Source organism: Sporosarcina aquimarina (genome assembly GCF_023715615.1).
GTDB classification, from domain to species: domain Bacteria; phylum Bacillota; class Bacilli; order Bacillales_A; family Planococcaceae; genus Sporosarcina; species Sporosarcina aquimarina_A.
The window spans coordinates 151,588-176,424 of the sequence record NZ_JAMBOM010000006.1; the positions used below are offsets into that span (position 1 = coordinate 151,588).

25 protein-coding genes and 1 riboswitch are annotated in these 24,837 nt (G+C 41.4%); of the genes, 18 read left to right on the forward strand and 7 right to left on the reverse strand.

Annotation, left to right across the window (positions count from 1 at the left end; translation table 11 throughout):
* Nucleotides 1-91 precede the first annotated feature (91 nt).
* The 8 genes from M3197_RS14155 (at nucleotide 92) to M3197_RS14190 (ending at nucleotide 6,812) form a co-directional block, all read left to right on the forward strand.
* Nucleotides 92-874: a 3D domain-containing protein gene (locus M3197_RS14155; protein ID WP_251662232.1), complete on the forward strand. Its 783-nt coding sequence runs from the start codon at nucleotides 92-94 to the stop codon at nucleotides 872-874.
* A gap of 115 nt (nucleotides 875-989) precedes the next feature.
* Nucleotides 990-1,844, forward strand: a complete 855-nt coding sequence (locus M3197_RS14160) for an STAS domain-containing protein (RefSeq protein WP_251662233.1) — start codon at nucleotides 990-992, stop codon at nucleotides 1,842-1,844.
* A 66-nt stretch (nucleotides 1,845-1,910) separates the two neighbouring features.
* A complete protein-coding gene (locus M3197_RS14165) occupies nucleotides 1,911-2,723 on the forward strand; it encodes a Cof-type HAD-IIB family hydrolase (RefSeq protein WP_251662234.1) in 813 nt (270 codons plus the stop codon).
* 342 nt (nucleotides 2,724-3,065) lie between these two features.
* Nucleotides 3,066-4,046 carry an ABC transporter substrate-binding protein gene (locus M3197_RS14170; protein ID WP_251662235.1) on the forward strand — a complete coding sequence of 327 codons (981 nt, stop codon included), beginning with the start codon at nucleotides 3,066-3,068 and terminating at the stop codon, nucleotides 4,044-4,046.
* Between the two features lie 17 nt (nucleotides 4,047-4,063).
* A complete protein-coding gene (locus M3197_RS14175; RefSeq protein ID WP_251662236.1) occupies nucleotides 4,064-5,050 on the forward strand; it encodes a FecCD family ABC transporter permease in 987 nt (328 codons plus the stop codon).
* A gap of 1 nt (nucleotide 5,051) precedes the next feature.
* On the forward strand, nucleotides 5,052-5,831 hold the full coding sequence (locus M3197_RS14180) for an ABC transporter ATP-binding protein (RefSeq protein WP_251662237.1): 780 nt from the start codon (nucleotides 5,052-5,054) through the stop codon (nucleotides 5,829-5,831).
* A gap of 23 nt (nucleotides 5,832-5,854) precedes the next feature.
* Nucleotides 5,855-6,364: a PNPOx family protein gene (locus M3197_RS14185; RefSeq protein ID WP_025783879.1), complete on the forward strand. Its 510-nt coding sequence runs from the start codon at nucleotides 5,855-5,857 to the stop codon at nucleotides 6,362-6,364.
* A 25-nt stretch (nucleotides 6,365-6,389) separates the two neighbouring features.
* Nucleotides 6,390-6,812, forward strand: coding sequence for a DinB family protein (locus tag M3197_RS14190; RefSeq protein WP_251662238.1), 423 nt, complete (start codon nucleotides 6,390-6,392; stop codon nucleotides 6,810-6,812).
* Nucleotides 6,813-6,890: 78 nt separating this feature from the next.
* On the opposite strand, the gene M3197_RS14195 is transcribed toward M3197_RS14190, so the two are convergent.
* Nucleotides 6,891-7,475 (reverse strand): LysE family translocator, encoded by a 585-nt coding sequence (locus M3197_RS14195; protein ID WP_251662239.1) that lies wholly within the window; start codon nucleotides 7,473-7,475, stop codon nucleotides 6,891-6,893.
* A gap of 114 nt (nucleotides 7,476-7,589) precedes the next feature.
* Here M3197_RS14195 and M3197_RS14200 point away from each other — a divergent pair, with 114 nt between their 5' ends.
* From M3197_RS14200 to M3197_RS14230, 6 genes are all read left to right on the forward strand, one after another.
* Nucleotides 7,590-8,147, forward strand: a complete 558-nt coding sequence (locus M3197_RS14200; protein ID WP_251662240.1) for a helix-turn-helix domain-containing protein — start codon at nucleotides 7,590-7,592, stop codon at nucleotides 8,145-8,147.
* Between the two features lie 472 nt (nucleotides 8,148-8,619).
* Nucleotides 8,620-9,297, forward strand: coding sequence for a response regulator transcription factor (locus tag M3197_RS14210; RefSeq protein WP_251662241.1), 678 nt, complete (start codon nucleotides 8,620-8,622; stop codon nucleotides 9,295-9,297).
* Nucleotides 9,294-10,373, forward strand: coding sequence for a sensor histidine kinase (locus tag M3197_RS14215; RefSeq protein ID WP_251662242.1), 1,080 nt, complete (start codon nucleotides 9,294-9,296; stop codon nucleotides 10,371-10,373). Before M3197_RS14210 ends, M3197_RS14215 begins: the two co-directional genes overlap by 4 nt.
* 1 nt (nucleotide 10,374) lies before the next feature.
* Nucleotides 10,375-12,099 (forward strand): ABC transporter ATP-binding protein, encoded by a 1,725-nt coding sequence (locus M3197_RS14220; protein ID WP_251662243.1) that lies wholly within the window; start codon nucleotides 10,375-10,377, stop codon nucleotides 12,097-12,099.
* The gene (locus M3197_RS14225) at nucleotides 12,096-13,946 is read left to right on the forward strand and encodes an ABC transporter ATP-binding protein (RefSeq protein WP_285851378.1); all 1,851 of its coding nucleotides are present in this window, start codon (nucleotides 12,096-12,098) and stop codon (nucleotides 13,944-13,946) included. Before M3197_RS14220 ends, M3197_RS14225 begins: the two co-directional genes overlap by 4 nt.
* A 543-nt stretch (nucleotides 13,947-14,489) precedes the next feature.
* On the forward strand, nucleotides 14,490-16,217 hold the full coding sequence (locus M3197_RS14230; protein ID WP_251662244.1) for an AAA family ATPase: 1,728 nt from the start codon (nucleotides 14,490-14,492) through the stop codon (nucleotides 16,215-16,217).
* Nucleotides 16,218-16,249: 32 nt separating this feature from the next.
* Here the strand turns inward: M3197_RS14230 and M3197_RS17540 are convergent, their stop codons facing one another.
* The 5 genes from M3197_RS17540 to M3197_RS14250 form a co-directional block, all read right to left on the reverse strand.
* The gene (locus tag M3197_RS17540) at nucleotides 16,250-16,369 is read right to left on the reverse strand and encodes a hypothetical protein (protein WP_490723210.1); all 120 of its coding nucleotides are present in this window, start codon (nucleotides 16,367-16,369) and stop codon (nucleotides 16,250-16,252) included.
* 82 nt (nucleotides 16,370-16,451) lie between these two features.
* Entirely contained in the window at nucleotides 16,452-17,186 is a 735-nt protein-coding gene (locus tag M3197_RS14235; RefSeq protein WP_251662245.1) for an ABC transporter ATP-binding protein, read from the reverse strand.
* Nucleotides 17,167-17,952, reverse strand: a complete 786-nt coding sequence (locus tag M3197_RS14240; RefSeq protein WP_251662246.1) for an ABC transporter permease — start codon at nucleotides 17,950-17,952, stop codon at nucleotides 17,167-17,169. The genes M3197_RS14235 and M3197_RS14240 overlap by 20 nt, the downstream gene beginning before the upstream one ends.
* Entirely contained in the window at nucleotides 17,949-18,239 is a 291-nt protein-coding gene (locus tag M3197_RS14245) for a thiamine-binding protein (RefSeq protein WP_251662247.1), read from the reverse strand. Before M3197_RS14245 ends, M3197_RS14240 begins: the two co-directional genes overlap by 4 nt.
* Nucleotides 18,240-18,252: 13 nt before the next feature.
* Complete coding sequence (locus M3197_RS14250) at nucleotides 18,253-19,248, reverse strand: ABC transporter substrate-binding protein (RefSeq protein ID WP_251662248.1); 996 nt, start codon at nucleotides 19,246-19,248, stop codon at nucleotides 18,253-18,255.
* A gap of 78 nt (nucleotides 19,249-19,326) precedes the next feature.
* Nucleotides 19,327-19,431: riboswitch (TPP riboswitch) on the reverse strand.
* A 166-nt stretch (nucleotides 19,432-19,597) separates the two neighbouring features.
* On the opposite strand from M3197_RS14250, the gene M3197_RS14255 reads away from it, so the two are divergent.
* On the forward strand, nucleotides 19,598-20,317 hold the full coding sequence (locus tag M3197_RS14255; protein ID WP_251662249.1) for a YebC/PmpR family DNA-binding transcriptional regulator: 720 nt from the start codon (nucleotides 19,598-19,600) through the stop codon (nucleotides 20,315-20,317).
* Between the two features lie 54 nt (nucleotides 20,318-20,371).
* Here M3197_RS14255 and M3197_RS14260 read toward each other — a convergent pair whose 3' ends face one another.
* Nucleotides 20,372-21,592: a carboxylate--amine ligase gene (locus tag M3197_RS14260; protein ID WP_251662250.1), complete on the reverse strand. Its 1,221-nt coding sequence runs from the start codon at nucleotides 21,590-21,592 to the stop codon at nucleotides 20,372-20,374.
* Nucleotides 21,593-21,770: 178 nt separating this feature from the next.
* On the opposite strand from M3197_RS14260, the gene M3197_RS14265 reads away from it, so the two are divergent.
* The 3 genes from M3197_RS14265 to M3197_RS14275 all read left to right on the forward strand — a co-directional run bounded on the left by M3197_RS14265 (nucleotide 21,771) and on the right by M3197_RS14275 (nucleotide 24,687).
* Entirely contained in the window at nucleotides 21,771-21,920 is a 150-nt protein-coding gene (locus tag M3197_RS14265; protein ID WP_251662251.1) for a Fur-regulated basic protein FbpA, read from the forward strand.
* Nucleotides 21,921-21,995: 75 nt separating this feature from the next.
* Nucleotides 21,996-23,465 (forward strand): amidase family protein, encoded by a 1,470-nt coding sequence (locus tag M3197_RS14270; RefSeq protein WP_251662252.1) that lies wholly within the window; start codon nucleotides 21,996-21,998, stop codon nucleotides 23,463-23,465.
* 58 nt (nucleotides 23,466-23,523) lie between these two features.
* A complete protein-coding gene (locus tag M3197_RS14275; protein WP_251662253.1) occupies nucleotides 23,524-24,687 on the forward strand; it encodes a DEAD/DEAH box helicase in 1,164 nt (387 codons plus the stop codon).
* Nucleotides 24,688-24,837 lie beyond the last annotated feature (150 nt).

Below are 24,837 nucleotides of genomic sequence, written 5' to 3' on the forward strand. Positions count from 1 at the left end.
TTAAAAAGTATAAGAGTGGTAATACTTACAAACAGCGTCGAAAGAATGATAAAAGCGGCGCACATTTTTAATCATTGAAGGAGGAACTCATTTGAAAAAGATTGTACAAGCAATTGTTTTCCTGTTGGCAATGGTACTGCTAGCAGGACCTGTTGTTGCCGAGTCGAACGAATCAGATTCAGTAGTTGAATCTGAAGCTACAGAGGGGCGGGATGTCTATCCATTCCAACCCGCAATTGGATCCGAACTTATTGCAGATAACCCGCTTTTAGAAGAGGAAATCCCTCTTACGTACAAAGTGCAACCTGGAGATAACCTATACAGAATTGCGATAGCTCACTCTGTTCCTTTGCAATCATTAATAGAGTGGAATGCGCTGTCAAGCGAACTCATTCATCCGGGAGATGTACTGAATGTCTCTCTAGAAGCACCAGGTTCAACAACGAATATGAAAAAGATGAAAAAGGCTATAGCGGCAGCACCGGTAACGAAACAAGAATCGAATACTGCTCCTGCTAATAAGAAAGTGGCTTCGACTAAAACGGCTTCTGCTCCTGCCACGGTTCCTGCTTCAGCGCAGAGCGGAAGAGAGCTCACCATGACTGCAACCGCATATACCGCATATTGCAATGGCTGTTCTGGTACGACGAAAATCGGCATTAACTTGCGTGCGAACCCGAACCAAAAAGTAATTGCAGTAGACCCTTCTGTCATACCACTAGGCTCTCGGGTATGGGTAGAAGGATATGGTGAGGCGATTGCTGGTGATACAGGCGGCGCGATTAAAGGACATAAAATCGATGTATTCATCCCTGGTTTAGATTCAGCTATGGCCTGGGGAGTTAAAAAAGTCAAAGTCAAAGTTCTAAATTAAGTACTAGTCCGGAGAGGAGACTCTCCGGTTTTTTCTGCAAAAAATGTGATTCTGATGTAAGATGTATAGAGGGGAAGCATGTACATACTAGTAAGAGACAGGAGTAGAACAAACGATGATAGATTGGAATCAGGAACTAAATATCTACTTAATGGACAATATTAAAACAATAACAGATGAATGGCTGGCACTTCGTGATTCTGGGCAACATTCCATCTACTCAAGTGATGCGGGTGCAGCCACTGAGCAAACGTTGAGAGAGCAGAACAATTTAACAAACCGTACGATTGCAAGCAGTTTGTTAGGTCCTAGTGGGAACTTTGAGGAACAAAAAACGGAATGGGCGGAACTGATCGCTAAAAGCCGAATTGCATCGAATACATCGATAGCTGAAGTGGTCGATGCCATTAGTCGTGTACGTAAAGTGTTTTGGCGGCAAATTGAACGTTTTGTCGGACAGCAACCTGAACCTGTTCCTGTTGCGGTTGTCTTGCAGTGGGGAGAGACGATCCATTTAGCGTTTGACGAATTACTGACAGCCTTCTCTGACATGTACTTCGCCTTAATGACGACGCGCTTAAATGCCCAGCAAAGTCTAATTGATGAGCTGAGTTCTCCTATTATTAAAATTAACGATAACATCGGAATTTTACCATTGGTAGGAGATATCGATACTGAACGTGCGAAAGCAATTTTAGAAGTCGTTCCTGCTAAATGTATGGAAGCAGATATTTTAAAATTATTTATCGACTTATCTGGTGTATCGATTATCGATACCATGGTCGCCAACCAAATTTATGAAGTCATTCAAGTGCTTAACTTGCTTGGTGTTAAGTCTACAATCACTGGAATTCGTCCTGAAATCGCACAGACATCTATCCAATTAGGCTTGGACTTCTCAACGATTGAAACACATAGTTCGCTTCAACAAGCTTTAAAGGACAAATATATTGTGAAGAAAGTAGACTGAATCATTTAAAGCATGTCCCTGAATTGTGCTCGTATATTCAGTTCATGTTCGCTAGGAGGAATGGAAATGACCAAACAAAAAATCGTGTTTTTTGATTTGGATGGTACATTAATGAGTCATGATAAAACCATCTTGCCGTCAACAAAAGAAGCATTGCACGCACTTCGTGATAAAGGAATCATTACCGTCATTTGTACAGGACGTGCTCCTAGAATGTTCCAGGAATTACTGACCGATTTAGAATTCGATTCTTATGTTTCGATGAATGGCCAACATGTTGTCTATGAATGTAACGAATTATTCTCCAATCCGATGAACACGGAAATCCTGACAGAACTGAGTGCACTAGCGAAAGAAAATGGACATGGCATTACGTACTCCAATTCGGAAGTGTTCGCCGCAAATGCAGCTGAACATCCACTCGTTGTTGGAAGTCTCGGTCGACTGAAGCTGAAGTATCCGGAAGTGGATGCAGAAATCTTCGCTCATTCACCTGTTCATCAAATTCAGTTATACGGCAATATGGATGATCTGCAGTCTTACAAAGATCGCTATCAAGAGGACTATGTCTTTATTCACTGGGATGAAAATGCGGTGGACATGCTGCCAAAAGGTGCATCAAAAGCGGTTGGAATTCGTAAATTGATGGAACACCTAGATATTCCTATTGAAAATAGTTATGCTTTTGGGGATGGACCGAATGATTTTGAAATGCTTGAATTCGTTGGAACAGGAATCGCGATGGGCAATGCAATTCCTGAGTTGAAGGAAAAAGCGGATCTTGTAACTGATACGTGTTCAAATGACGGCATTTTAAAAGGCTTACTTGCCTGTGGGTTGTTAGAAGAAGCGGAAGTGTCTTTGCACAACAATCACTAATAGAGCTTTATGTAATCTAACGCAATCATCCATTGTGATGAATGCCCATAGGAAATTTACCTGTTATCGTTCCACAACGATAGCAGTTTTTTTGCGTTCACTTCAAACTAAATCTATATTCTATGTAGTTAAATTCATGTAACTCATTCATTGAATTAAGATTCATTGTTCTTGCTACTTAACGGTTTGAATATGTCCTATAAGTACATAAATAATCGCCATTTAAAAATAGTTTGACAGTTAACAATGAGAACGGTTATCATTGATATTGAAATTCATTCTCAATTAAATTTCAAGAGAATGGCATAATCTCATGCAAATACATATTTAGGGGGAACTGAATTGAGAAAGATCTTAACTGGATTATCAATTGGAGTGCTTGCGGTATTAACTGCCTGTGGTCCAACAGAGAAAGAAGAAGTTAAAAAAGAAACACCAGTAGCGAGTGATACTGAGCAAGTCGAGAACGCAGATTCCAAAACGGCTGACGGTGTGGATGAAAAGGAACTAAAAGATGCACTTGCTGAGTTCCCTGAAGGTTCACCAGAACGAATTATTACGACATCTGTGCCTTTGGCAGAGATGCTTGATTTACTTGGTGTAACACCAGTTGGCGTACCAACTTCAACAAACCCATTACCAGCGAATTTTGAAAAGATCGATCAAATCGGATCTCCTATGCAGCCAGATCTTGAAGTGGTGACGAGTTTAACGCCGGATTTAATCTTAGGGGCGGAGTCATTGCGAAGCACATTGGATAAAAGTTTAGAAGGCATGGATCTTCCTACAGCTTACCTGCCAACGGATTCGTTTGATGATTTGAAACTTAGTTTTAAGGCACTTGGAACATACTTCGATAAAAAAGCTGAAATGGACAAGGTCCTTAACCAATTAGTATCAAAAGAGAACGAATTAGTAGAGCAAGGAAAAGGCAAAGACTTGCCAAGCGTATTACTTGTTATCGGTACGGCGGATTCGTTCATGGTCATGAATGAGGAATCATATGTTGGGAGCTTAGTGAAAAAATTAGGCGCAGACAATATTGCCACGTCGGTCTTGAAAGTGAAAGACCGCTATTCACCAATTAATATGGAAGACGTCGTTGTCGCAGATCCAGACATCATCCTCGTACTTGCTTCAGGAGATCATGGTGCTTCTGAAGACGCGTTCAAAAAAGAAGTTGAGAGCAATGATACGTGGACGAAGCTCTCTGCTTATCAGAACGACAAAATAGAAGTATTGGATTATGGAGTATTTGGTGTCACTTCGATTAAAAACGCAGAAAAGGCGCTTACCGATATTTCAACTTATTTTTATGAATGAAGAGAGGCGAGCATGGCATGACTAAATCACGAAGCGGTCTCATTGTTGTTAGTACGTTTCTTCTAGCAATTGCGGCAGCGGTGATCGCGATCGGATTAGGAAGTATTCGAATCTCAGTACCTGATATTTTCGAGACACTCTTTCACACATCAGCTGGAAACGTAAACGACACGATTATTTTTAACATTCGATTGCCACGTGTGATTTTGGCATTGATTATCGGGGCGAATATCGCAATCTCCGGTGCAATCTTGCAAGCAGTCATGGGAAATCCACTTGCAGATCCAGGTCTTACTGGAGTTACTAGCGGAGCGGCTGTTTTTGTCCTAGTTATTATGTTGGCGAAGCCTGAATACACCCAGTTCATGCCGCTTGCAGCGCTCATTGGAGGTATGTTGGCGGCAACCATTGTCTATGCACTAGCTTGGAGAAGGAATGGAATTTCTCCGATTTCAATCATATTGGCAGGAGTCGCGGTCAATGCGTTATGTGGTGGAGTCGTCGGGTATCTGTCGATTATCTACAGTGACCGTCTGCCATCAGCAGTTCAATGGATGAATGGTAGTTTGGCGGCGAAGGGGACTTCAGTCGTCACCATGATTCTTCCTTACGCAATCGTGGGTTGGATTTTATCCTTCTTTGCCATCAGAAAAGCAAATGTGATTCGAATGGGCGATCAAGTCGCCGCGAACCTAGGTGAAAACGTACATCGTATCCGAATTCTCCTATCAATCTTAGCTGTCTTTTTAGCAGCCATTTCAGTTGCGGCAATTGGTATGATCGGATTTGTCGGACTCATTGTTCCGCATATGGCCCGTTTTCTAGTAGGTTCTAACTATAAGTATATGATGCCGATGAGTATGGCACTTGGCGCATTGGTATTGTTAGTAGCGGATACCGGGGGCCGAACATTATTTTCACCGCTTGAAATTCCAGCAGGGATTCTAATGGCGGTAATCGGAGGACCTTATTTTCTTTATTTGATGAGAAGGAGTGTATTTTAATATGTTAACGGTAAACTCAATTTCCATTCAATATGAACAGAAAAAGGTAATTAACGATTTCTCATTTAGTGTAGAAGAAGGAGAAGTTGTATCGATTATCGGCCCAAACGGATCAGGAAAGTCAACATTACTCAAATCTATTTCTCGCCAAATCCCCTACCAATCTGGTTCAGTGGAACTGGATGGGATGAACATGAAAGCGATGAATCCCAAACAAATTGCCCGTAAGTTGTGTATGCTTAGCCAAAAAAATCAGGCACCAAGCGATATGACGGTGTACGATCTTGTTTCATATGGTAGATATCCACATAAGCGTTGGTTTGAAAAACTGACCAACGATGACCGGGATATTATCGAGTGGGCAATCGAAAAAACACATTTAACGGATTATCAAGAACGAACGGTCGCCTCACTTTCAGGAGGAGAGTCTCAGCGCGCATGGATTGCAATGGCACTCGCACAGCGACCACAAATCCTGCTTTTGGATGAACCAACGACATACCTAGATATCTCCCATCAGCACGAGGTTCTTGAACTTGTACGTGAACTAAATGAGGAGATGGGGATGACTGTCATCATGGTACTGCATGATTTGAACCAAGCTGCCCATTATAGCGATCGAGTTATCGTCGTACAAAGTGGTGAGAAGGCGATGTGTGGGACACCTGATCAGGTCATGACAACCGAGATGATTCGGGAAGTGTATAGAATGGATTCTGAAGTGATGTACAATCAGGCAGAACGAAAACCACGTATTCATTTATTACGGACAGCACGATAATTAATTTACTGGAGGAATGTCACATGGCGAAAGCAATCGATCTAGAAAAATACAAAAAATCTTATTTGGAATTTATGGAGACACGAAAAGGTCTTATCCTTTCAATGTTAGACGGAGAAGGAAAACCATTTACAAGCTGTGCTCCGTTTGTGAAAAAAGACGGCAAATTGTACATTTACATAAGCCAAGTTGCTGAACATTATTACCATATGGAGAATAGCGAGTGGATCGATGCAATGATGATTGCGGATGAGACTACGACGAAAAATCCATTTGCAACTGAACGCATGCGCATGCGTTGCACACCGAAAAACATTGGAAACGAAGGACACGATGATATTTTTGAGTTGTTCAACTCACAGTTTGATTCGAAATTGCTAGATGTGCTTCGCGGACTCGACTTCTCACTATTCGAACTGACACCGTCAATGGGACGTTATGTCGTTGGATTTGGAATGGCTTTCGATGCGGACATCTCAGGTGAGGTCTTCACACACGTAGTTGTCGACAAAAAGAACAAAGCAAACGTCTGAGTCTAACCTAAAGGAGAATTACTATATGTCTTATTCGACTGTACTCCCAATTTGGGAGGCACTGCGTCAACGCTTTACAAAAACGACGTCAGCATTACCGGAATCCGATCTTAATCTGACACTTGGTAAGTCTTCCGTCCGTGGGCTACTTTATCATACGGCTGAAGTTGAATATATGTTTGCTGAGTGGTTTTTCGGCAAAACGAAACCTGAATATCCTGCTCAAACGTCATCAGAATCGTTACAGGAACTTGTGGAGTTACTGGCAGCTTCCAATGCACATTTAGTCCAAGCGATGCAAGAACTACCCGAGGACCAATGGGGAACACCAGTGAAATCTCCTATGGGTTCTTCTTCACCTTTAGAGGCAGTAGGACGTCTCATGTACCATACCGGTATGCACGCAGGGCAGATTTCATTGATACAGAAAAATGGTTCATGTGAATAAAATAGAATTGTTATTCTAAAACGCATCCTACATGTAGGGGGTGCGTTTTCTTTATGATTACTTTTGCTGAACAACTATTTAGTGAAACAAAATCGTGACCGCCGTATAAAGAAGTAACATAGCCATGATGATATTGAAAACCGTCTGATAGGTAGCAATCCATTCCTTGAATAATGCTCCAAACAAACTCCAGCTGAATGTCCCTAAAAATCCAATTACAGCTAACAAAATTACCAAGATAAACTGAGTCAAATAATTATGATAGAAAGGCGTCACGAATGTTGAGGTGACTGTAAGGGCATATATAGTTGCTTTAGGATTGATGAATTGCAACATAGCACCGGAGATTAGATTATTGTATCGATAAGTAAATTGTTGTTCTTCATCAAGTTTACTCGTAATGATTTTATAAGCTAAATACAGTAAATAAAGACAACCAAATAATTTCATAAACAATTCGACTTCTGGAAAAGCGGTTTTTAATGCGACACTAAAATAATTGGCGAATATGAGTAAAATGAAAAATCCAAGACCAACCCCTAAGCAGAATTTATAAGTCCTTTTCAATCCAAATTTATTGGCAAAAAACAACGACATAATATTATTGGGACCTGGTGTGAAGCTTGCAACAAAAGCATAAACCAGTAGTGACAACAGTGACATTATAACCACCCTCTTCTTTGTATGCTATAGTGAACAAAAATGCATGATAACGTATTGTGCTTTATAGTGTACTTTATGTGCGTTATAATGTAAATAAGGAAGTGAGGGTACAATATGAAGGAAATACATGTAGTGGTAGCTGAAAATATGAAGGCATATAGAAAAGCTAACAACTATAGCTTAGATAAAGTTTCGGAATTAACTGGAGTTAGTAAAACAATGTTAGGTCAAATAGAACGTGGAGACTCTATACCATCGATAACGACGATGTGGAAAATAGCAAATGGATTAAAGGTTTCTTTTACATCTTTGATAAAGGAAACAACGAATGAAGTAACGGTAACGTCAAAAAAAGACCTGCTGGAATTGCCGGGTAATGATGGGAAATATAAAGTGTATCCATATTTTCCATTCGAAAATGACAAGCAGTTTGAAATATATATGGTTGAAATCGAACCAGGTGGCTATTTATTAGCGGATCCTCATCATGAGGGGACAGAGGAATACATTACTGTATTTGATGGGCAACTGGAATTGACGGTACGTGGGCAATCGTACTTGCTGGAGAGAGATCAAGCAATCCGTTTCCAAGCGGACTGTAAACACGCGTATTACAATCCAACCAATAATTTGACTAGAATCAGTATGACAATTCATTATCCAAGCATGTAGATTTGTGTAAATATGAGAAAAAGAAAACTACAAAGAAAAAGCACCATCCACGAAGGATGGTGCGGTGCTTCAAACATTGGTGTGAAGCGGTTTGTAAGCCGCCTTTGCCGTATTGCAATACATAGAAAGTTTTAAACCACCACTCCTCAAAGTGGGTGTTCGCAGAACTGTTCCTGCCTGTCCAACCATAAATGATTGGCGTGTCATTCCCAGCCTATATAAAACTCCCTTTTACAGCTTAAAGGTTAAAACTTTATGGGAATACGAACAATGCAGCTTATGTACTTATCTTACTGCTACATGCGGCGAAATGCAATGGAAATGTTTGTGTGTGGGGGGGCAGACGAGAATAGGGAAGAAAAGTTTGAGTGAGTTTATACTGAGTTTACAATTGTGTATTATGATAAGCCTAGTTAGCAGAGGCTGATTACTTATTTAGGTAACCGATGTGTGTAGAGGAGATGGTCTAGCTATGGCAAACGTGTTAATTGTAGACGATGATCCGCATATGAGGGAGCTCGTCAAACTTTTTTTACTCCCTGAAGGATTTGAGGTGGCCACTGCATGCGACGGTATCGAAGCGTTATCGAAGCTTGAGTCATTCAAGGCGGACTTGGTCATCTTGGACATTATGATGCCGAATATGGATGGCTGGGAGCTGTGTCGTGAGTTACGTAAAGCCTATGACATGCCGTTGCTCATGCTTACTGCGAAAGGCGATACGACTCAAAAAGTGAAAGGATTCGAACTAGGAACAGACGACTACCTCGTCAAGCCCTTTGAACCTATAGAGTTAGTTGCGCGAGTAAAGGCATTACTAAAACGTTATCGAATCGCCATTTCCCAAACTGTATTCGTGGGCAGCCTTTCCATGAATCGAAAAACGTTCGAGGCGGAACTAGCTGGAGAAATTTTGGAGCTTCCACTTAAAGAATTTGAATTGCTTTTTTTGTTAGCAAGTTATCCAGGTAAAACGTTCTCGAGAGAGCAGTTGATCGAAACGATATGGGGATATGACTATGAAGGAACGGATCGAACTGTTGACGTTCATATTAATCGGTTGCGAGAGCGACTTCCTACCTCACTTGAAACTGATTTAAAAATTACAACAGTCCGTGGTTTGGGATACCGCTTAGAGGCAATCACATGAAAAAAGCCATTCACATTCTAAAAGTAGTTTGCTCGTTTTGGGTACTGGTTTTTATCTACTCAGCAGTCGTGAACTTCGTATTTCCATACACTAGAGATGCATTGAACTTCCACTTAACTGATTTTAGTGAGGGTTTTATTAAAACTATCCTCACAATTTTTTTGTTTTTCCTCACAATTTGGCTCACTTCGTTGGCGGGTGTATCACGCCGTATGGAGTTTCTCACATCCATTATGGATGCCATGAAACGAATCTCAACAGGTGATTTTGATGTTCGACTGAATCACCAGTTTGATCATGCGAAAAACCATCCTTTCGAAAAGTTTGTGGAAGGCATTAACGATATGGCAGAGGAACTGAAAGAGCTGGAGGAGATGCGTCAAGAATTCATTTCCAATGTTTCGCATGAAATCCAATCTCCGCTCGCCTCAATTAGTGGTTTTGCAAGGGTGTTGAAGCGAAGTGAATTGACTCCGGAAGAGCGCAATCATTATTTGGATATCATTGAAACAGAAAGCTTACGTCTTGGTCATTTGAGTGATAATTTGCTGAAGCTAACCTCCATGGAGTCGGATCGGTATCCGTTTGACTTGAAGACCTATCGATTGGATAAGCAAATTCGGAAAGTACTTCTTTCGTGTGAGCCTCAATGGTTAGCGAAGTCCCTTCAATTGGACATTTCGTTAGATGAATTCGAAGTGTATGCAGACGAGGAGCTTTTGGACCAAGTCTGGTTAAACCTCATTACGAATAGCATTAAATTCACGCCAGATAGAGGAACATTGACAGTTAACCTGCGTAAGCAGAACGAGATAGCCATCGTGACAATTGCTGATACTGGTATCGGAATCGGTTGTGAGCACTTAGAGCATATATTTGAACGCTTTTATAAAGTGGATCCATCCAGAAACCGTGCTCTCGGTGGAAGCGGCCTCGGTTTGTCCATCGTGAAAAAGATTGTTGATATGCATGAAGGTAGGATTGAGGTGAAAAGTGAGACTGACGAAGGAACCGTATTCACGATTCACTTGCCGATTCCCGATAGGCAGCTAGAAAATGAAGTAAGGAGTCAATAGAATGATAAAATTATTAAGAAATTTATCTGTATATAAGTGGTTCGTTGTAGCAATTGTTGGAATGGTTTTCGTTCAATCTATGGCGGATTTGTTCCTTCCGACGCTGATGGCGGACATTATCGATAAAGGGGTAGTCGTTGGAGATATCCCATATATTTGGAAAATCGGTGCTGCTATGATCGGTGTCACTGCAGTAAGCGCGCTGGCAGCGATTGTTGCTAGTTATTTTTCATCAAAAGCGGCGCTCGGAATGGGGCGGGACATTCGACAGAAAGTATTCCGTCATGTTGAAAGCTTTTCATTACAAGAGTTTGACAAGCTCGGAACAGCGTCTTTGATTACTAGAACGACGAATGATATTACGCAAATTCAACAAGTGGTCATTATGATGCTCCGGATGGTCATCAGTGCGCCGATAATGTTAGTCGGTGGTCTGATTATGGCCCTTTCGAAAGATGCGAAATTGTCTCTTGTTATCGTAGCAATCATGCCAGTACTTATTTTGACAATCGTGCTGATCTTAAAAAAAGGAGTTCCGTTATTCCAAACCGTACAAAAGAGACTGGATCGTCTCAACTTGGTTTTCCGGGAAAACTTAACGGGAATCCACGTAGTTCGTACATTCAATCGTGAGAAAGAAGAGCAACAGCGTCTTCAAAAAGCGAATAAGGAGTTAACGGATGTCTCTATTAAGGTAAACAAATTGATGGCATTCATGCTGCCGACGATGATGCTCGTCATGAACTTGACTGTGGTAGGAATCATTTGGTTCGGTGGAATGCGCATTGACAGTGGGGGAATGCAAATTGGTGATTTAATGGCATATATCCAATATGTCATGATGATCATGTTCTCACTAGTGACAGCTTCTATGATGTTCATTATGATCCCGCGTGCAGCAGTATCAGCGAAACGAATTAACGAAGTACTTGAAATGGAGCCGACTTTCTTGGATGAAGGAGTTTTGAAAGCGGATAAAGAACCGGGAACATTGGAATTCGACCATGTGTCATTCTATTATCCAGGTGCGGATGAACCCGCATTGTCGGACATTAGTTTTATAGCAAAAGCGGGAGAAGTGACAGCAATCATTGGGGGGACCGGTGCTGGTAAAACAACATTGATCAATTTGATTCCACGGTTTTACGATGTAACCAGTGGATCGATTTATGTCAACGGAGTCAATAGTAAAGAATCTTCTCAAGAAGAGATTCGTTCGAAGATTGGCTTTGTACCTCAAAAAGCGACACTGTTCTCAGGAACAATTGCAGAGAATATCCGATTCGGTAAAGAGGATGCAACAAAAGAAGAAATTGAACATGCAGCACGTATTGCACAGGCGGAAGAATTTGTTCGGAAAATGGAAAAAGGATACGAGTCAGAAATTACACAAGGGGGATCGAACGTGTCAGGTGGACAGAAGCAACGGTTATCCATTGCACGAGCCCTCATTCGGAAGCCAGATATTTATATATTTGATGATAGTTTCTCAGCGCTCGACTATAAAACGGATGCTAAATTACGCTCAGCTTTAAAAGAGGAAACGAAGGAAGCGACAGTTGTGATTGTTGCCCAACGTGTAAGTACAGTCATCGATGCCGATCAAATTCTTGTATTGGATCGCGGACAACTCGCTGGTGTCGGGACACACAAAGAGCTGCTTGAAACGAATGACGTATATCGAGAAATCGTCGAATCTCAACTTGCAGAGGAGGAAATCGCATGAATGAGAAGAGACAACAACCCGCACATGGCGGAGGCCCAGGCGGAGGCAACATGATGATGGCCGGGAAAAAGGCGAAGGACTTCAAAGGAACGTTACGCCGTCTGCTCGGATATTTAAAGCCCCGTAGCAATCAATTAATTGCTGTGTTCATCGCAGCGATCCTTAGTACGCTATTTAGTATTGCAGGTCCAAAAATAATGGGGAATGCTATTACAGAAATCTTTACAGGCGCATATGGAAAACTGACAGGTGTTCCTGGAGCGATGATTCACTTTGATGTGCTCGGTAAAATCCTACTTCTGTTAGTTGGCCTATACGTTTTCAGTAGTGTGTTTACTTACTTACAACAGTTCATCATGTCGAGTGTGTCGCAAAAAACAGTCTATGATTTACGGGAAGATGTGAATCAAAAACTGGAAAAGCTACCGCTCAAATATTTCGATGGACATCCTGTCGGCGACACATTGAGTCGTGTAACAAATGATATTGACACGATTGGAAGTACGTTACAACAAAGTATTACGCAATTCATCACATCGATTATTACGTTGGTCGGTATACTTGTGATGATGCTAACGATTAGTCCATGGTTGACATTGATTGCTCTTGTCAGTCTACCTCTTTCTATTTTTGTCATTCGACCACTCATCAAGCGTTCCCAAACGTATTTTGCAAAGCAACAGCGCACATTAGGGCAACTGAATGGTCACATTGAGGAAATGTATACTGGCCATCAAGTGGTAAAAGTGTTTGGACACGAAAAAAAGGCGATTGAAGAATTTGTTGAAGTGAATGAGGAGTTATATGATGCAGGGCGTCGAGCACAATTTATCTCTGGAATCATTATGCCGATGATGTCACTAATTGGGAATCTCGGATATGTGCTCATATGTATTGTAGGTGGAATTCTTGTAACACAACGTGCCATCTCAATTGGTGATATTCAAGCGTTCATCACGTATACTCGACAGTTTACACAACCGATTATGCAAACCGCTAACATCGCTAATATCATTCAGTCCACCGTGGCAGCAGCTGAGCGTGTGTTTGAATTGTTGGATGAAGAAGAAGAAATCCCCGATGTTACGACTGCCGTTTTGAAAGAAGCAAAAGGGGAAGTTGAGTTCGAACATGTTGATTTCGGATATGGGGATCAGCTATTAATAGAAGACATGAACGTCCATGTACAACCTGGTCAAACTGTAGCAATTGTCGGTCCGACAGGTGCTGGTAAAACCACACTCATTAACTTGCTGATGCGTTTCTATGAGTTGAATGGTGGCGCTATTAAGATTGATGGGATTAATACACGAGAAATGTCTAGAACGGATCTACGTACAACGTTTGGAATGGTTCTGCAAGATACTTGGCTATTTAATGGTACGATTAGAGAAAACATCGCGTATGGCAAGAAGGAAGCAACAGAAGGAGAGATTATAGAAGCTGCGATAGCTGCGCGAGCGGATCACTTCATCCGAACTCTTCCTGAAGGCTATGACACGATTCTAAACGAAGGGGTATCCAATATTTCTCAAGGACAAAAACAGCTTATTACAATTGCTCGAGCTGTCCTAGCGAATCCATCGATAATGATTTTGGATGAAGCGACCTCTAGTGTGGATACGCGAACAGAGTTACTCATCCAGCAAGCAATGAATCGGTTAATGGAAGGGCGTACGAGCTTTGTCATTGCGCACAGGCTTTCAACTATTAGAGATGCTAATCTTATTTTGGTGATGGATGAAGGACGTGTAATTGAACAAGGCACGCACGACGAGTTGTTGGAAGCAGATGGCTTCTATGCAGACCTCTACAATAGTCAGTTCTCATCGAATCCTGCAGTATGAGGTTGGAGCTGTTGTTGAAGTAAGTTAGCTTTATTTCTTTGCATCTGATTACCTATGCGTTCATAAATAAAACCAGCGCCTGTAAATCTCTGGCGCTGGTTTCTTTTTTACTTACTCAATCAATAGGATCGTTCCCTTTCTGATTTGTCCCGTTGGTTGGGTGTCATCGGTTCGTGTTTTGGTTTTAGATTTCCGAGCTCAGATAACTCTAGTGAAATTTCTTCTTTCATTTTTTTAATGGTTTTGTTCGATTTTTCTTCTGCAGTGGAAAGTGATTGTAAGTTTCCGTTTGCACCTTTTTTGACATCTTTGTTGATAGTAAAACCTCCCTAGTTGTAGTTGTGGGGTACATCGTTAATATGGCTTTTTCCAATAGTTTTATGTATTTTTGTTAAAGGATATTTAGTATGGAAACTTTGTTGTATCCTATCATTTGTGCAATATATCGTTCACGAGATAGACAAAAAATAGTAAGATAACTTAGTGTCTTTTTATAAAAAGACTCCCTATAATGGAGATATCTTAATTAAGGAGCTGGGGAATTTGAAGTCATTCAAATCGTTTACTTCAAAAACATTTATCGTCCTGTCCCTCCTAGTCATTGGCACAGCATCTTTTCTGTTATGGATAACGAGTGATGCTCATCGCGCAACTCCACTGTCATATCCATCGTTAGAGCAAAAGCTTGCAGTAGCAGATGGAGCGTCGTTAAAAGAAACCTCATCAGGATCTCTGTACTTAAAAACAGCGAATGATCTATATGTAACAAAGGTACGCCCGGAAAGTGAGCTTGCAGAACAGCTTGTGAAGACATATAACGTTTCGTATACGTATTCAGGTGGAAATACATCTAGCTACTTAATTGCGGGATTACTGATCGCTGCGCTTCTTACGTTTCTCATCCTTCAACAAAAAGGAAAACTGGGTGTTGGCGCAGCTTCTATGAAACATAGCGCATCGAAAGAAACACCTCTACCTGACATTACCTTGAATGATATCGGTGGACTATCACAAGAGATGAAAGATGAGATACACCAAACACTAGATATCATTAAAGACCCGAAACGATCGGAAGCACTTGGGGTGAAAGCACCGAAAGGAATCTTGCTTGAAGGACCTCCTGGAACTGGTAAAACATTATTAGCTCAAGCAATTGCACATGAAATCGGTGCTTCGTTCTATTCCTCAAGTGGTGCTGCATTCACTGAACTTTTTGTCGGCGTGGGAGCATCTCGAATTCGTACTATGTTCCAAAATGCACGAAAGCAGGAGAAGGCTGTAATTTTCATTGACGAAGTGGATGCACTTGCTGGAAAACGGAAAGCGCATGGCGGAGAAGAGTCTGAGAAGACGTTGACTGAACTTCTTGTTCAACTAGACGGTGGCGCTGATAATGAAGGAGTACTTTTCATTGCGGCTACGAATCGGAAAGATATGTTGGATGAAGCCTTTTTGCGCCCAGGACGAATCGATTATTCCTTCCAAGTTCCTCTTCCCGATACACAAGGGCGTCGAGAGATTATGGACATCCATACGAAAGGGAAGGCTTTGGCACCTAACGTGTCTGCGTCACTGGACATGTTGGCAGAAAGTACATCCGGCTTTTCAGGTGCACAAATAAGTGCACTTTTTACAACGGCAAGTAAACGAGCGATTCGAGAAGGGCGAGCTGAAATCGACACGAGCGATATGGATTTTGCGATAGACCGGACCATTCTTGGCAATGCGTCTAGGAGCATGAACGATCCGTTGACAAAACGCCGTGTTGCAATTCATGAATCTGGTCACGCATTAATTGCGGCCATTACTAAACCACATTCAGTTCGAAAAGCGACAATTATCCCTAGAGGGCAAGCGCTTGGATATGTAGCTCCCATTCAAAAAGAGTTACATTTGCAAACTGCAAGTGAACTTCTTGACCAAGTTAGTATGATTCTTGGCGGAGGTATTGCAGAGCGCATCTACTTGGGAGAACACAGTATTGGTGTAAGTGGGGACGTTCAACAGGCAAAAGATATTATTGAACGGATGGTTGACACTGGGTTACTTCAAGAGGGGTTCACATTGACATTCAGTAAGACTGAAAAAGAAGTCAAGATGCAAGAACTCTTTACTGTCGCGGTTGAGCGTACTGAAGAATTAATCCGTGGACATGCTAGCCAGTTCGAGCATTTGGTCAATGAATTGTATACAAAGGAAACATTGGACGGCTCTGAAGTACATGCGATTGTATGTGGTACAAAAAAAGAACTCGTTCCAAGTTCAGTATAAAGAAGAGGGGAGGCCATATGGCTTTCCCTCTTTTATCTTTTTCGGTTAGGAATTTTATCACCTTGTTTTTTATTATTAACGAATTTCATAACGACCGGTAGAATGATTGGTCCCCATTTAACAGCTGTCTTTACGACTTTGGTAATTTTCATATTCTTCGCTCCTTAAAAGAAGTTATACCCCTCTTTTCCCATCTTGAGGGGGGTGTTAAACCTGTAAGAGAATCCCATCGAGCTATCCACGTAACAGATTATAAATTTCCCGTTTTAGAATGAGGAATGGGTCACTCATCAACAATTCCTCAGATCGTGGTCTAGCAAACGGAACAGTGATTTCTTTTTTTACGATGGCAGGTTTGTCGGAAAGGACAATAATTCGATCTGATAGAAACAGAGCTTCGTCAATATCGTGCGTAATGAACAAAATCGACTTTTTGTACGTTTCCCAAATAGATAAAAGCCACTGCTGCATTTCAAGTCGCGTGAATTCATCTAGCGCCGAAAAAGGTTCGTCCAAACAAATTATCGATTGTGGGGCGTTTAAGCTACGGATGAAGGATACGCGTTGTTTCATCCCCCCGGAAAGTTCATTAGGATAGGCATCTTCGTAACCTGACAAACCTGCACTTTTTATGAGTTCTAGCGTTTTAGTACGGTTTTGTTTGGTGCCAGCGATTTCCGCACTTAACTCCACATTTTGTAAAACGGTCCTCCAAGGAAAAAGTGCTGGACTTTGTGGCATATAACTAATATGTCCACGGGAGTTATTCAGAACAGAACCGTCAAGAGAAATTGTCCCAGAGTCGGGCGTGTAAAGCCCACCAATCAGCTGGAAAATCGTACTTTTTCCGCTACCTGAAGGTCCCACAATAGAGACGAATTCACCTTCTTTCACGGACAATGTAATGTCTTGAAGCACATGATTTGAGCCGTATGATTTGGATAAGCTTTCAAGAGTGAGTCGACCCATCCGATTCATTCCCTCCTTGACTACGCCAACGAAGCACGCTTTTTTCGACTGCCAAAATGATTGCGAAATACAGTAAACTTAAAATCATGATCAGAACAATGGCAACAAAGACACGATCTGTTTTGAACGAAGAAGAAGCGAGTGTCATATACACACCAATTCCTTTGTTAGCACCGAGCCATTCAGAAATGACTGCCCCCATTACGCTGTAGGTTGCTGCGATTTTTAGTCCTGAAAACAGGGAAGGCAATGAATGTGGCCATTGCAATTTCCAGAAAATCTGCCGATTGCTCGCGCCAATCATCTTCAAATAGTACAACATGTCTCGATCCGTTTGCCTGAATCCATCCAGTGCCGCAATCGTCACCGGGAAAAAACAGACGAGAACGATGACGATGACTTTCGGTAGCATTCCGAACCCGAACCATATGACGAGAAGTGGGGCAAGTACAATCACTGGAATGTTTTGCGATAAAATTAAGAGCGGATAAAAGGCTTGCTGAAGAAATGGAATCCGAAATAATAGAATGGCAACAACAATTCCTACAATGATGCCCACGAGATAGCCAGTTGCTGAAAGTGTGACTGTGGACATAATGTGAGAGGTATACAAGGAATAGCCTGTGAATGCCTCTGCAGCAATTTGACTAGGTAAAGGAAGTAACCAATCGGGTATATTAAAAAGCCGAGCAGCACTTTCCCAAATAACGAGTAAAAGGATGAGGACCAGAAGCGGCCGCCATCCTTTATTTACTGCTGATTTCATCTGTACTTCTCCGTTAGCTTTTCCATAGAAGCACCTTGAGGATTGCTGTAGATTTTCACTTGGGAAATGACACTGGGAGCTCCTAATTCCGTCATGCGAGTGTTCATTTTTTCAATGATGCCAAGCAAGTTCCCAAGTTCGCCTTCCATCGTCGTTTCAAGGGGAGCGACTCGATAAGGAACACCAGATTGCTCGATCACTTCAATCGCCGCATCTACATATGGAATGACGTCTTCGCCATTTGGGGTCTTTGGGATTATTTGAATACTAACAAGTGCATTAGCCATTTTTAGTTCCTCCTTAGTTTGGTAAAAACTCGTTTGTGAACGCGTCTTTTGCGTTAAAATCGCCTTCAAGCAAGTTGTTCTCATCCATCCACTCTGCGTAATTTTCCCAAGTTTTCAGCCGTTGTTCACCAAAGCGAGGTGCGTCCTCCTGATATTTAGGGGAAAGCCATTGCTGACTTTTTTTGACAAGCTCTGGATCTAAATCAGGGACTGCTTTTATTAAGATATCTGCAGCTTCTTCTGGATGTTCAATTGCAAACTGATATCCTTTGACGGTGGCAGCCACAAATGCTTTCACTTTTTCAGGATCTTTTGCAATGAGTTTTTCATTGGTCGTGATGATGGGCGTATAGTAATCCAGTTTCTCAGAGTAGTCCTTCAAATATTGCATGTTCAGTTCCATTCCACGCTGTTCGGCTTCAATGCCTGTCCAGCCATAGTATACCCAGGCAAGATCGATATCACGTTGAATCGCCGTGAAGAAATCAGAAGAGCCCATGTTGATATATTTTACTTTACTACTATCACCTTTATCTTTTTCCATCAGAGATTCTACAACAGCTTGTTCGATAGGAGCACCCCAACCGCCATAATTTTTTCCTTCAAAGTCTTTCGGTGATTCTATGCCTGCCTCTTTTAAGGAAGCAAATCCAGACGTATTGTGTTGGATAATCGCAGCAATCGAAACAAGTGGAATCCCTGCTGCACGTGCTTCCGTGAGTGCTTCCTGTGCTCCAATTCCAAAATCTGCTTTACCTGAAGCGACGAGCTGATCGGCACCTGCCTCACCTGGTAGCATGATTTCCACGTCGAGTCCTGCATCTTTAAAATAACCTTTTTCTTGTGCTACATACAAACCAGTATGATTCGTATTGGGCGTCCAATCGAGTGCGAAATGGACTTTTTGGGTGGCTTCTTTGTCGACACCGCTTGACGAATTTGGTTCTTTGTCTGCGCCGCAGGCTGTAAGAAGCGATGCAGAAAATAGAATAGTGAGTATTCGTTTCAATGAAATCCCCCTCCTGGAGTTTCACACTGCAACAAAAAACGCACACTCCCGTTTTCGGAAGTGCGCGTCACATAATCATTATAAAATGAATATGTTCCCTCCGCTGGCGTTACCCAGATCAGGTTCAAAGGGTCTGCATTTCGCATGCATCTCAACCGATATCCGGTCCCCCTACATATTGTCAGTGATGAAATTGTATAAAGTTCACTTATTACTTTGCCACACTTATCTGAAACTAGCAAGTGTTGCATGTTCAACGTTTTTTCCTTTCCGCAATGAATTTAGTCATGATATACTAAGAAAAGGATTTTCTACTCTGATTCATCCAAACAGAAAGTGAGTGGTCAAAATGGGCCGTAAGTGGAACAATATTAAAGAGAAGAAAGCGTCAAAAGATGCCAACACGAGCCGGATCTATGCAAAGTTCGGTCGCGAAATATATGTAGCAGCAAAGCAAGGGGAGCCGGATCCAGAATCGAACCAAGCTCTTAAAATCGTTTTAGAACGTGCAAAAACATATAGTGTTCCGAAAACAATTATTGAACGTGCAATTGAAAAAGCTAAAGGTGGCGGCGAAGAAAGCTACGATGAGCTTCGCTATGAAGGATTCGGACCAAATGGCTCTATGGTAATCGTCGATGCGTTAACGAACAACGTCAATCGTACGGCTTCAGAAGTACGTGCAGCGTTCGGTAAAAATGGAGGCAACATGGGTGTAAGTGGTTCAGTTGCCTACATGTTCGATCACACTGCTGTCTTCGGAATAGAAGGGAAGTCAGCAGATGACGTTCTTGAATTGATGATGGAACACGATGTGGATGTCAATGACATTAACGAAGAAGACGGGCAAGTACTAGTTTACGCGGACCCGACAGCTTTCCACGAAGTTCAAGAAGCGTTTAAAGCGGAAGGAATCACTGATTTCACAGTCGCTGAATTGACAATGCTTGCCCAAAATGATGTGGAACTTGACGCGGCTTCAGTAGAGCAATTCGAAAAGATGATTGACGCAATTGAAGACCTCGAAGACGTTCAACAAGTCTATCACAACGTAGACCTCGGAGAATAAAACACAATAAAAAGCGACAAGAGCAGTCTAACGCTCTTGTCGCTTTTTTAGTTGTCACCAATTATTATTCTTATACTTTTTATAATAATTCACTTGTCTCAGGAACAAATAAAGCTTCCGCTTTAAATGCTTGTCCCCTTTGTAGAACAGCGGATTTACATACTGCTTCTGTTTCAAAAGACGTTTAATGTCTCTTTTAACAGCTTTGTTTGTTACAAACTTCTTCAGCACTATCTTAGGAACTACCGTGAACAGGAATGGCTTGTTGAGCAATACAAGTGGCTTTGGCTTGTTGTAAATCAAATCATCCACAAAATAGCTCGCCATATTATGTCCAAGTGCAGTTGTATAATAACTAGAACGTCCTTGTCGAATATTCACTTCAAATACTTTGAATTTCTTATCACGAGGGTCGTATTTTAGGTCGAAGTTTGCAAAGCCCTTATAGCCCACAGCCTCTAAAAAGTTTTTTAACTTGTACATCATTTCTTCGTTGTATCTCGTAATCACGGCTGTATAGTTACCGATTGCAGTCACAGTATGTTCCTGCAAAACAACTTGTGCAAACGTAACGAGCTGCGTTTGTCCAGCTGAATTTGAATAAATAACGGAATCCCACATATATGTATCATCACCTGGGATGAAATCTTGAATAATCAGCTCTTCGTTGTATCCACTTTTCTTTATCGTTTCAATGACCTTGTTTAATTCAACTAGAGAATTCACTTTGTACACTTTTTGCTGTCCGGCAAACTTGTTTTGGTTATAAACAACAGTATCACTCGGTTTTACAATTACAGGATAATTCATGTCTTCCTTGAATTGTCCATCTACTTTGCAATCGTAGAAGAATGTTAATGGAGTATCAATACCATGTTCTTTGCACAACTTATAAAAATGGGATTTAATCTGTAAATTATCCATAAGCTCACGGTCGATATAATTGAAAGTAAAATGCTCTCTTAGCTGATCGGCATGTTCAATGATGAGTCGGACATATAAATCATTCGTACCTACTAGCAATAGTTCGCGCCCAGCTGCTTTATATTTTGCAGCAATTCCAATTAGAATTTCAGCAAACTTATTTTCATCAGATAGCTCTGTATTGAGCTCGATTTTATAGGGAATTGTACTAAGTTGAGTAAATGATAACGGCTCTTTTCCAATCAATACAGGATTGATATGGTAGGCTTCATGAAAAGATATCGCCATGTTGTATGCGTTCATATCTGTACCAACTATGATTGGCAAGAACGGAAGTTTTTTTGTGTTCATTGTATCCTCCTAAATCTCGATGGAATTGTCGTTCCTAATAGTCCTAACCTTATATTACATGGAAAACACTTTGGTATACAACAGATAGCCTATAAGGAAGCATGCTTGAAAAGGTTTATATTTGGATGAAAAAAGGAATAATAAAATACGAGATCCGTTTCAAGGAGGAACTAGCACCATGTTGAAAATTGAAGAAACAAAAATGGATGTGAAGCGTGAGGACATCATCCAAAGATTAGTGGGGAGAGGGATTTTCAAGATTGAAGGAAAACAGCTCTATGAGCTACCATTACTTATATTAATGAAAGAATATTATAAGCACATATAATGGCAATAGCCGGTTGAGGAAATATTCCTTAGCCGGCTTTGTTTTACCACTCTATTAGTGAAGAGAGGAATGGACATGAACGATAGTCAATCAATTCGTAGTAGACTTGAATGGGTGAATGAAGCGACTATTACTGAGATTCAACGAGCACTTGAAGATGAGACGCTCAGCTCTGAAGAATTAGTTTTATTTTACATGGATCGTATATCTAGAGAAGGACAAATCACCAATGCGATACTTGAGTTAAATCCTCATGCCTTGCAAATAGCACAGACACTCGATTTTGAAAGAAGGACATCAGGTAAACGTTCTATGTTACATGGAATTCCAATTTTACTAAAAGATAATATAGATACAGGAGACGCTATGCATACGAGTGCAGGCAGTTTAGCATTGGAAAATTACTATGCACCACAGGATGCTTTTCTTGTTAAACAGCTTAGAAGAGCAGGAGCCATCTTACTAGGAAAAACCAACATGACAGAGTGGGCAAATTTTATGTCCGCAGATATGCCAAACGGTTGGAGTTCTAGAGGAGGTCAAGTGATCAATCCTTACGGTCAGTTCGAAGTTGGGGGGTCGAGTTCAGGGTCTGCAGTAGCCGTTGGGACTAATTTAGCAGTTGCTGCGATTGGCACTGAAACAACGGGATCGATTATTCACCCTTCTTCACAAAATGGTATCGTAGGTCTGAAGCCGACGATTGGGGCGATCAGTCGAAATGGCATAATACCATTATCAATAACACAGGATACAGCTGGGCCGATGACACGTACAGTAACCGATGCTGCAATCCTCTTTGAGGCATTACTTGGACAAGATCCAGAAGATCCGATAACCATCTACTCGCAAAAGTATGATTCTATGAATAGGATGGACTACTTAAAAAAAGAATCACTGAAAGGAATCCGTATTGGTATCGCAAGTTCAATATTTAGAAACGAAGTATCCCCTGAACGAATGCAATTATTTAAAGACTCGTTAACAATATTAGAGCAACTTGGTGCAACTATCATTCCAGATATCGATTTAGGCACAAAAGAAAGTGATTTAGGCTACAATGTTCTTTTACATGAGTGTAAAGCAGCGCTTAATCATTATTTAGGCAAAACACCTATAACCAATCCGATTCGATCAATCGAGGATATAATTAGTTTCAACAACAAGCATCCTGAAGAGACATTACGATATGGACAAGAACTGCTCAAACAAATAAATGAACGAACTGGTACACTAATCGAAAAAACTTATATCGAGGCGCTACTGCGCAATCGTCACTTGGCAAGGAAAATAGCACTGGGAAAAGCTCTTAAACAAAATGGTGTCGATATCTTAGCGTTCCCTCAAGATCATGGCTGTAGTTTTGAAGCAGCTGCTGGGTATCCAGCTATAACAGTGCCAGCTGGAGTAGCACGTACAGGTGAGCCATTCGGTTTAACATTTACAGGTCCTGCATATTCTGAACATTCTTTACTTGGGTACGCATTTGCTTTTGAACAACAGACACAAGTACGTCGTGGGTTGAGAGAAGCACAGAAGAAATAAGCAAGCAGATAACAAACTGTGGTAAACTGAGAGGAAGAGAGCGAAAGTGGGGATGAAAATGTCCTTTTTAGAAGGAATGAGTCAACAAGTTAAAGAAAAATGGAAATTTGAAAATGCAATGCCGATACAGGAACAAATGATTCCAGAAATGTTGGATGGTCGTGATGTTGTTGCGGAATCTCCAACAGGTTCTGGGAAAACACTTGCTTATGTGCTGCCACTACTTGAATTAGTCGATAGTTCGAAACAGCAAACTCAAGTTCTTATCATGACACCATCTCAAGAATTATCCATGCAAATTGTAAATGTTATTCGGGAATGGATTGCTGGGACTCAAATTACGGTTACGCAACTAATTGGCGGTGCAAATATGCAACGTCAAATTGAAAAGTTGAAAAAGAAGCCTACAATTGTTGTTGGAACACCAGGGCGTCTTGTCGAATTGATTAAAAATAAAAAACTGAAAATGGGAGAAATCCGTCATATAGTTCTCGATGAAGGCGATCAATTGTTGTCTCGAGAAAATCGTGTAGCGGTGAAAAATATGATTGAATCTGCCCATTCTACACGTCAAGTAGCTGTTGTGTCAGCAACAATTACAGAAGACATTAAAGATGTCGCCATCCGATTCATGAATGATCCAGTGCGTTTAAAGGTGACTGCAGAAGAAATGCCTGAATCAGGAAAAGTCGTTCACTCCTACGTTAAAACGGAAGCGCGGGACAAGACAGATTTGTTACGTGGGTTGTCCCATATTCAAGGTCTTCGAGCATTAGCATTCATTAACAATGTGGATCAGTTGCGAATGAAAGAGATGAAACTCCAATATGAAGGCGCGCCTGTAGCAGTACTCTATTCAGATATGAACAAATTTGAGCGTCAAGATACGTTGGATAAGTTCCGTAAGGGGGATATCCGAATCCTCATTGCAACCGACCTAGCAGCCCGTGGATTGGACATCGATGGACTCACTCACGTAATCCATGTCAATGTTCCACACACCGTTGAGCAATACGTACACAGATCCGGCAGAACGGGACGTGCAGGCTCTAACGGAGAGGTACTGACATTATTATCCTATCCAGAAGAACGGGATTACCGAAAGCTTGCAAAGGGATATAAGCCGGTTCAAAAAGTATGGCATGGTGGAAAGCTGATCGAAGGGAATGCTAAAACTGTCAGCGGCCAAAAAACGACATCCCCTAAAAAGAAGAAAAAGTAAAAAAACGTACGCCCTGAGAGCTTTGATATGCTCCCCATAAGGTAGACAGATTAAAAAATAAAATCTGTTGACCTAAGGGGAGTATTTTTTATGGCCAGAAGTAACCATTCCGTTGAAGAGAAACTACAAATCCTTCATCTGTTAAATGAA

Coding starts and splice junctions, on each gene's coding strand:
- M3197_RS17540 (WP_490723210.1), bottom strand. CDS start 16,369: ATGAAAATTACCAAAGTCGTAAAGACAGCTGTTAAATGGGGACCAATC.
- M3197_RS14270 (WP_251662252.1), top strand. CDS start 21,996: ATGAACGATAGTCAATCAATTCGTAGTAGACTTGAATGGGTGAATGAA.
- M3197_RS14175 (WP_251662236.1), top strand. CDS start 4,064: ATGACTAAATCACGAAGCGGTCTCATTGTTGTTAGTACGTTTCTTCTA.
- M3197_RS14215 (WP_251662242.1), top strand. CDS start 9,294: ATGAAAAAAGCCATTCACATTCTAAAAGTAGTTTGCTCGTTTTGGGTA.
- M3197_RS14180 (WP_251662237.1), top strand. CDS start 5,052: ATGTTAACGGTAAACTCAATTTCCATTCAATATGAACAGAAAAAGGTA.
- M3197_RS14245 (WP_251662247.1), bottom strand. CDS start 18,239: ATGGCTAATGCACTTGTTAGTATTCAAATAATCCCAAAGACCCCAAAT.
- M3197_RS14225 (WP_285851378.1), top strand. CDS start 12,096: ATGAATGAGAAGAGACAACAACCCGCACATGGCGGAGGCCCAGGCGGA.
- M3197_RS14195 (WP_251662239.1), bottom strand. CDS start 7,475: ATGTCACTGTTGTCACTACTGGTTTATGCTTTTGTTGCAAGCTTCACA.
- M3197_RS14185 (WP_025783879.1), top strand. CDS start 5,855: ATGGCGAAAGCAATCGATCTAGAAAAATACAAAAAATCTTATTTGGAA.
- M3197_RS14265 (WP_251662251.1), top strand. CDS start 21,771: ATGTTGAAAATTGAAGAAACAAAAATGGATGTGAAGCGTGAGGACATC.
- M3197_RS14260 (WP_251662250.1), bottom strand. CDS start 21,592: ATGAACACAAAAAAACTTCCGTTCTTGCCAATCATAGTTGGTACAGAT.
- M3197_RS14200 (WP_251662240.1), top strand. CDS start 7,590: ATGAAGGAAATACATGTAGTGGTAGCTGAAAATATGAAGGCATATAGA.
- M3197_RS14165 (WP_251662234.1), top strand. CDS start 1,911: ATGACCAAACAAAAAATCGTGTTTTTTGATTTGGATGGTACATTAATG.
- M3197_RS14220 (WP_251662243.1), top strand. CDS start 10,375: ATGATAAAATTATTAAGAAATTTATCTGTATATAAGTGGTTCGTTGTA.
- M3197_RS14210 (WP_251662241.1), top strand. CDS start 8,620: ATGGCAAACGTGTTAATTGTAGACGATGATCCGCATATGAGGGAGCTC.
- M3197_RS14275 (WP_251662253.1), top strand. CDS start 23,524: ATGTCCTTTTTAGAAGGAATGAGTCAACAAGTTAAAGAAAAATGGAAA.
- M3197_RS14190 (WP_251662238.1), top strand. CDS start 6,390: ATGTCTTATTCGACTGTACTCCCAATTTGGGAGGCACTGCGTCAACGC.
- M3197_RS14160 (WP_251662233.1), top strand. CDS start 990: ATGATAGATTGGAATCAGGAACTAAATATCTACTTAATGGACAATATT.
- M3197_RS14255 (WP_251662249.1), top strand. CDS start 19,598: ATGGGCCGTAAGTGGAACAATATTAAAGAGAAGAAAGCGTCAAAAGAT.
- M3197_RS14235 (WP_251662245.1), bottom strand. CDS start 17,186: ATGGGTCGACTCACTCTTGAAAGCTTATCCAAATCATACGGCTCAAAT.
- M3197_RS14240 (WP_251662246.1), bottom strand. CDS start 17,952: ATGAAATCAGCAGTAAATAAAGGATGGCGGCCGCTTCTGGTCCTCATC.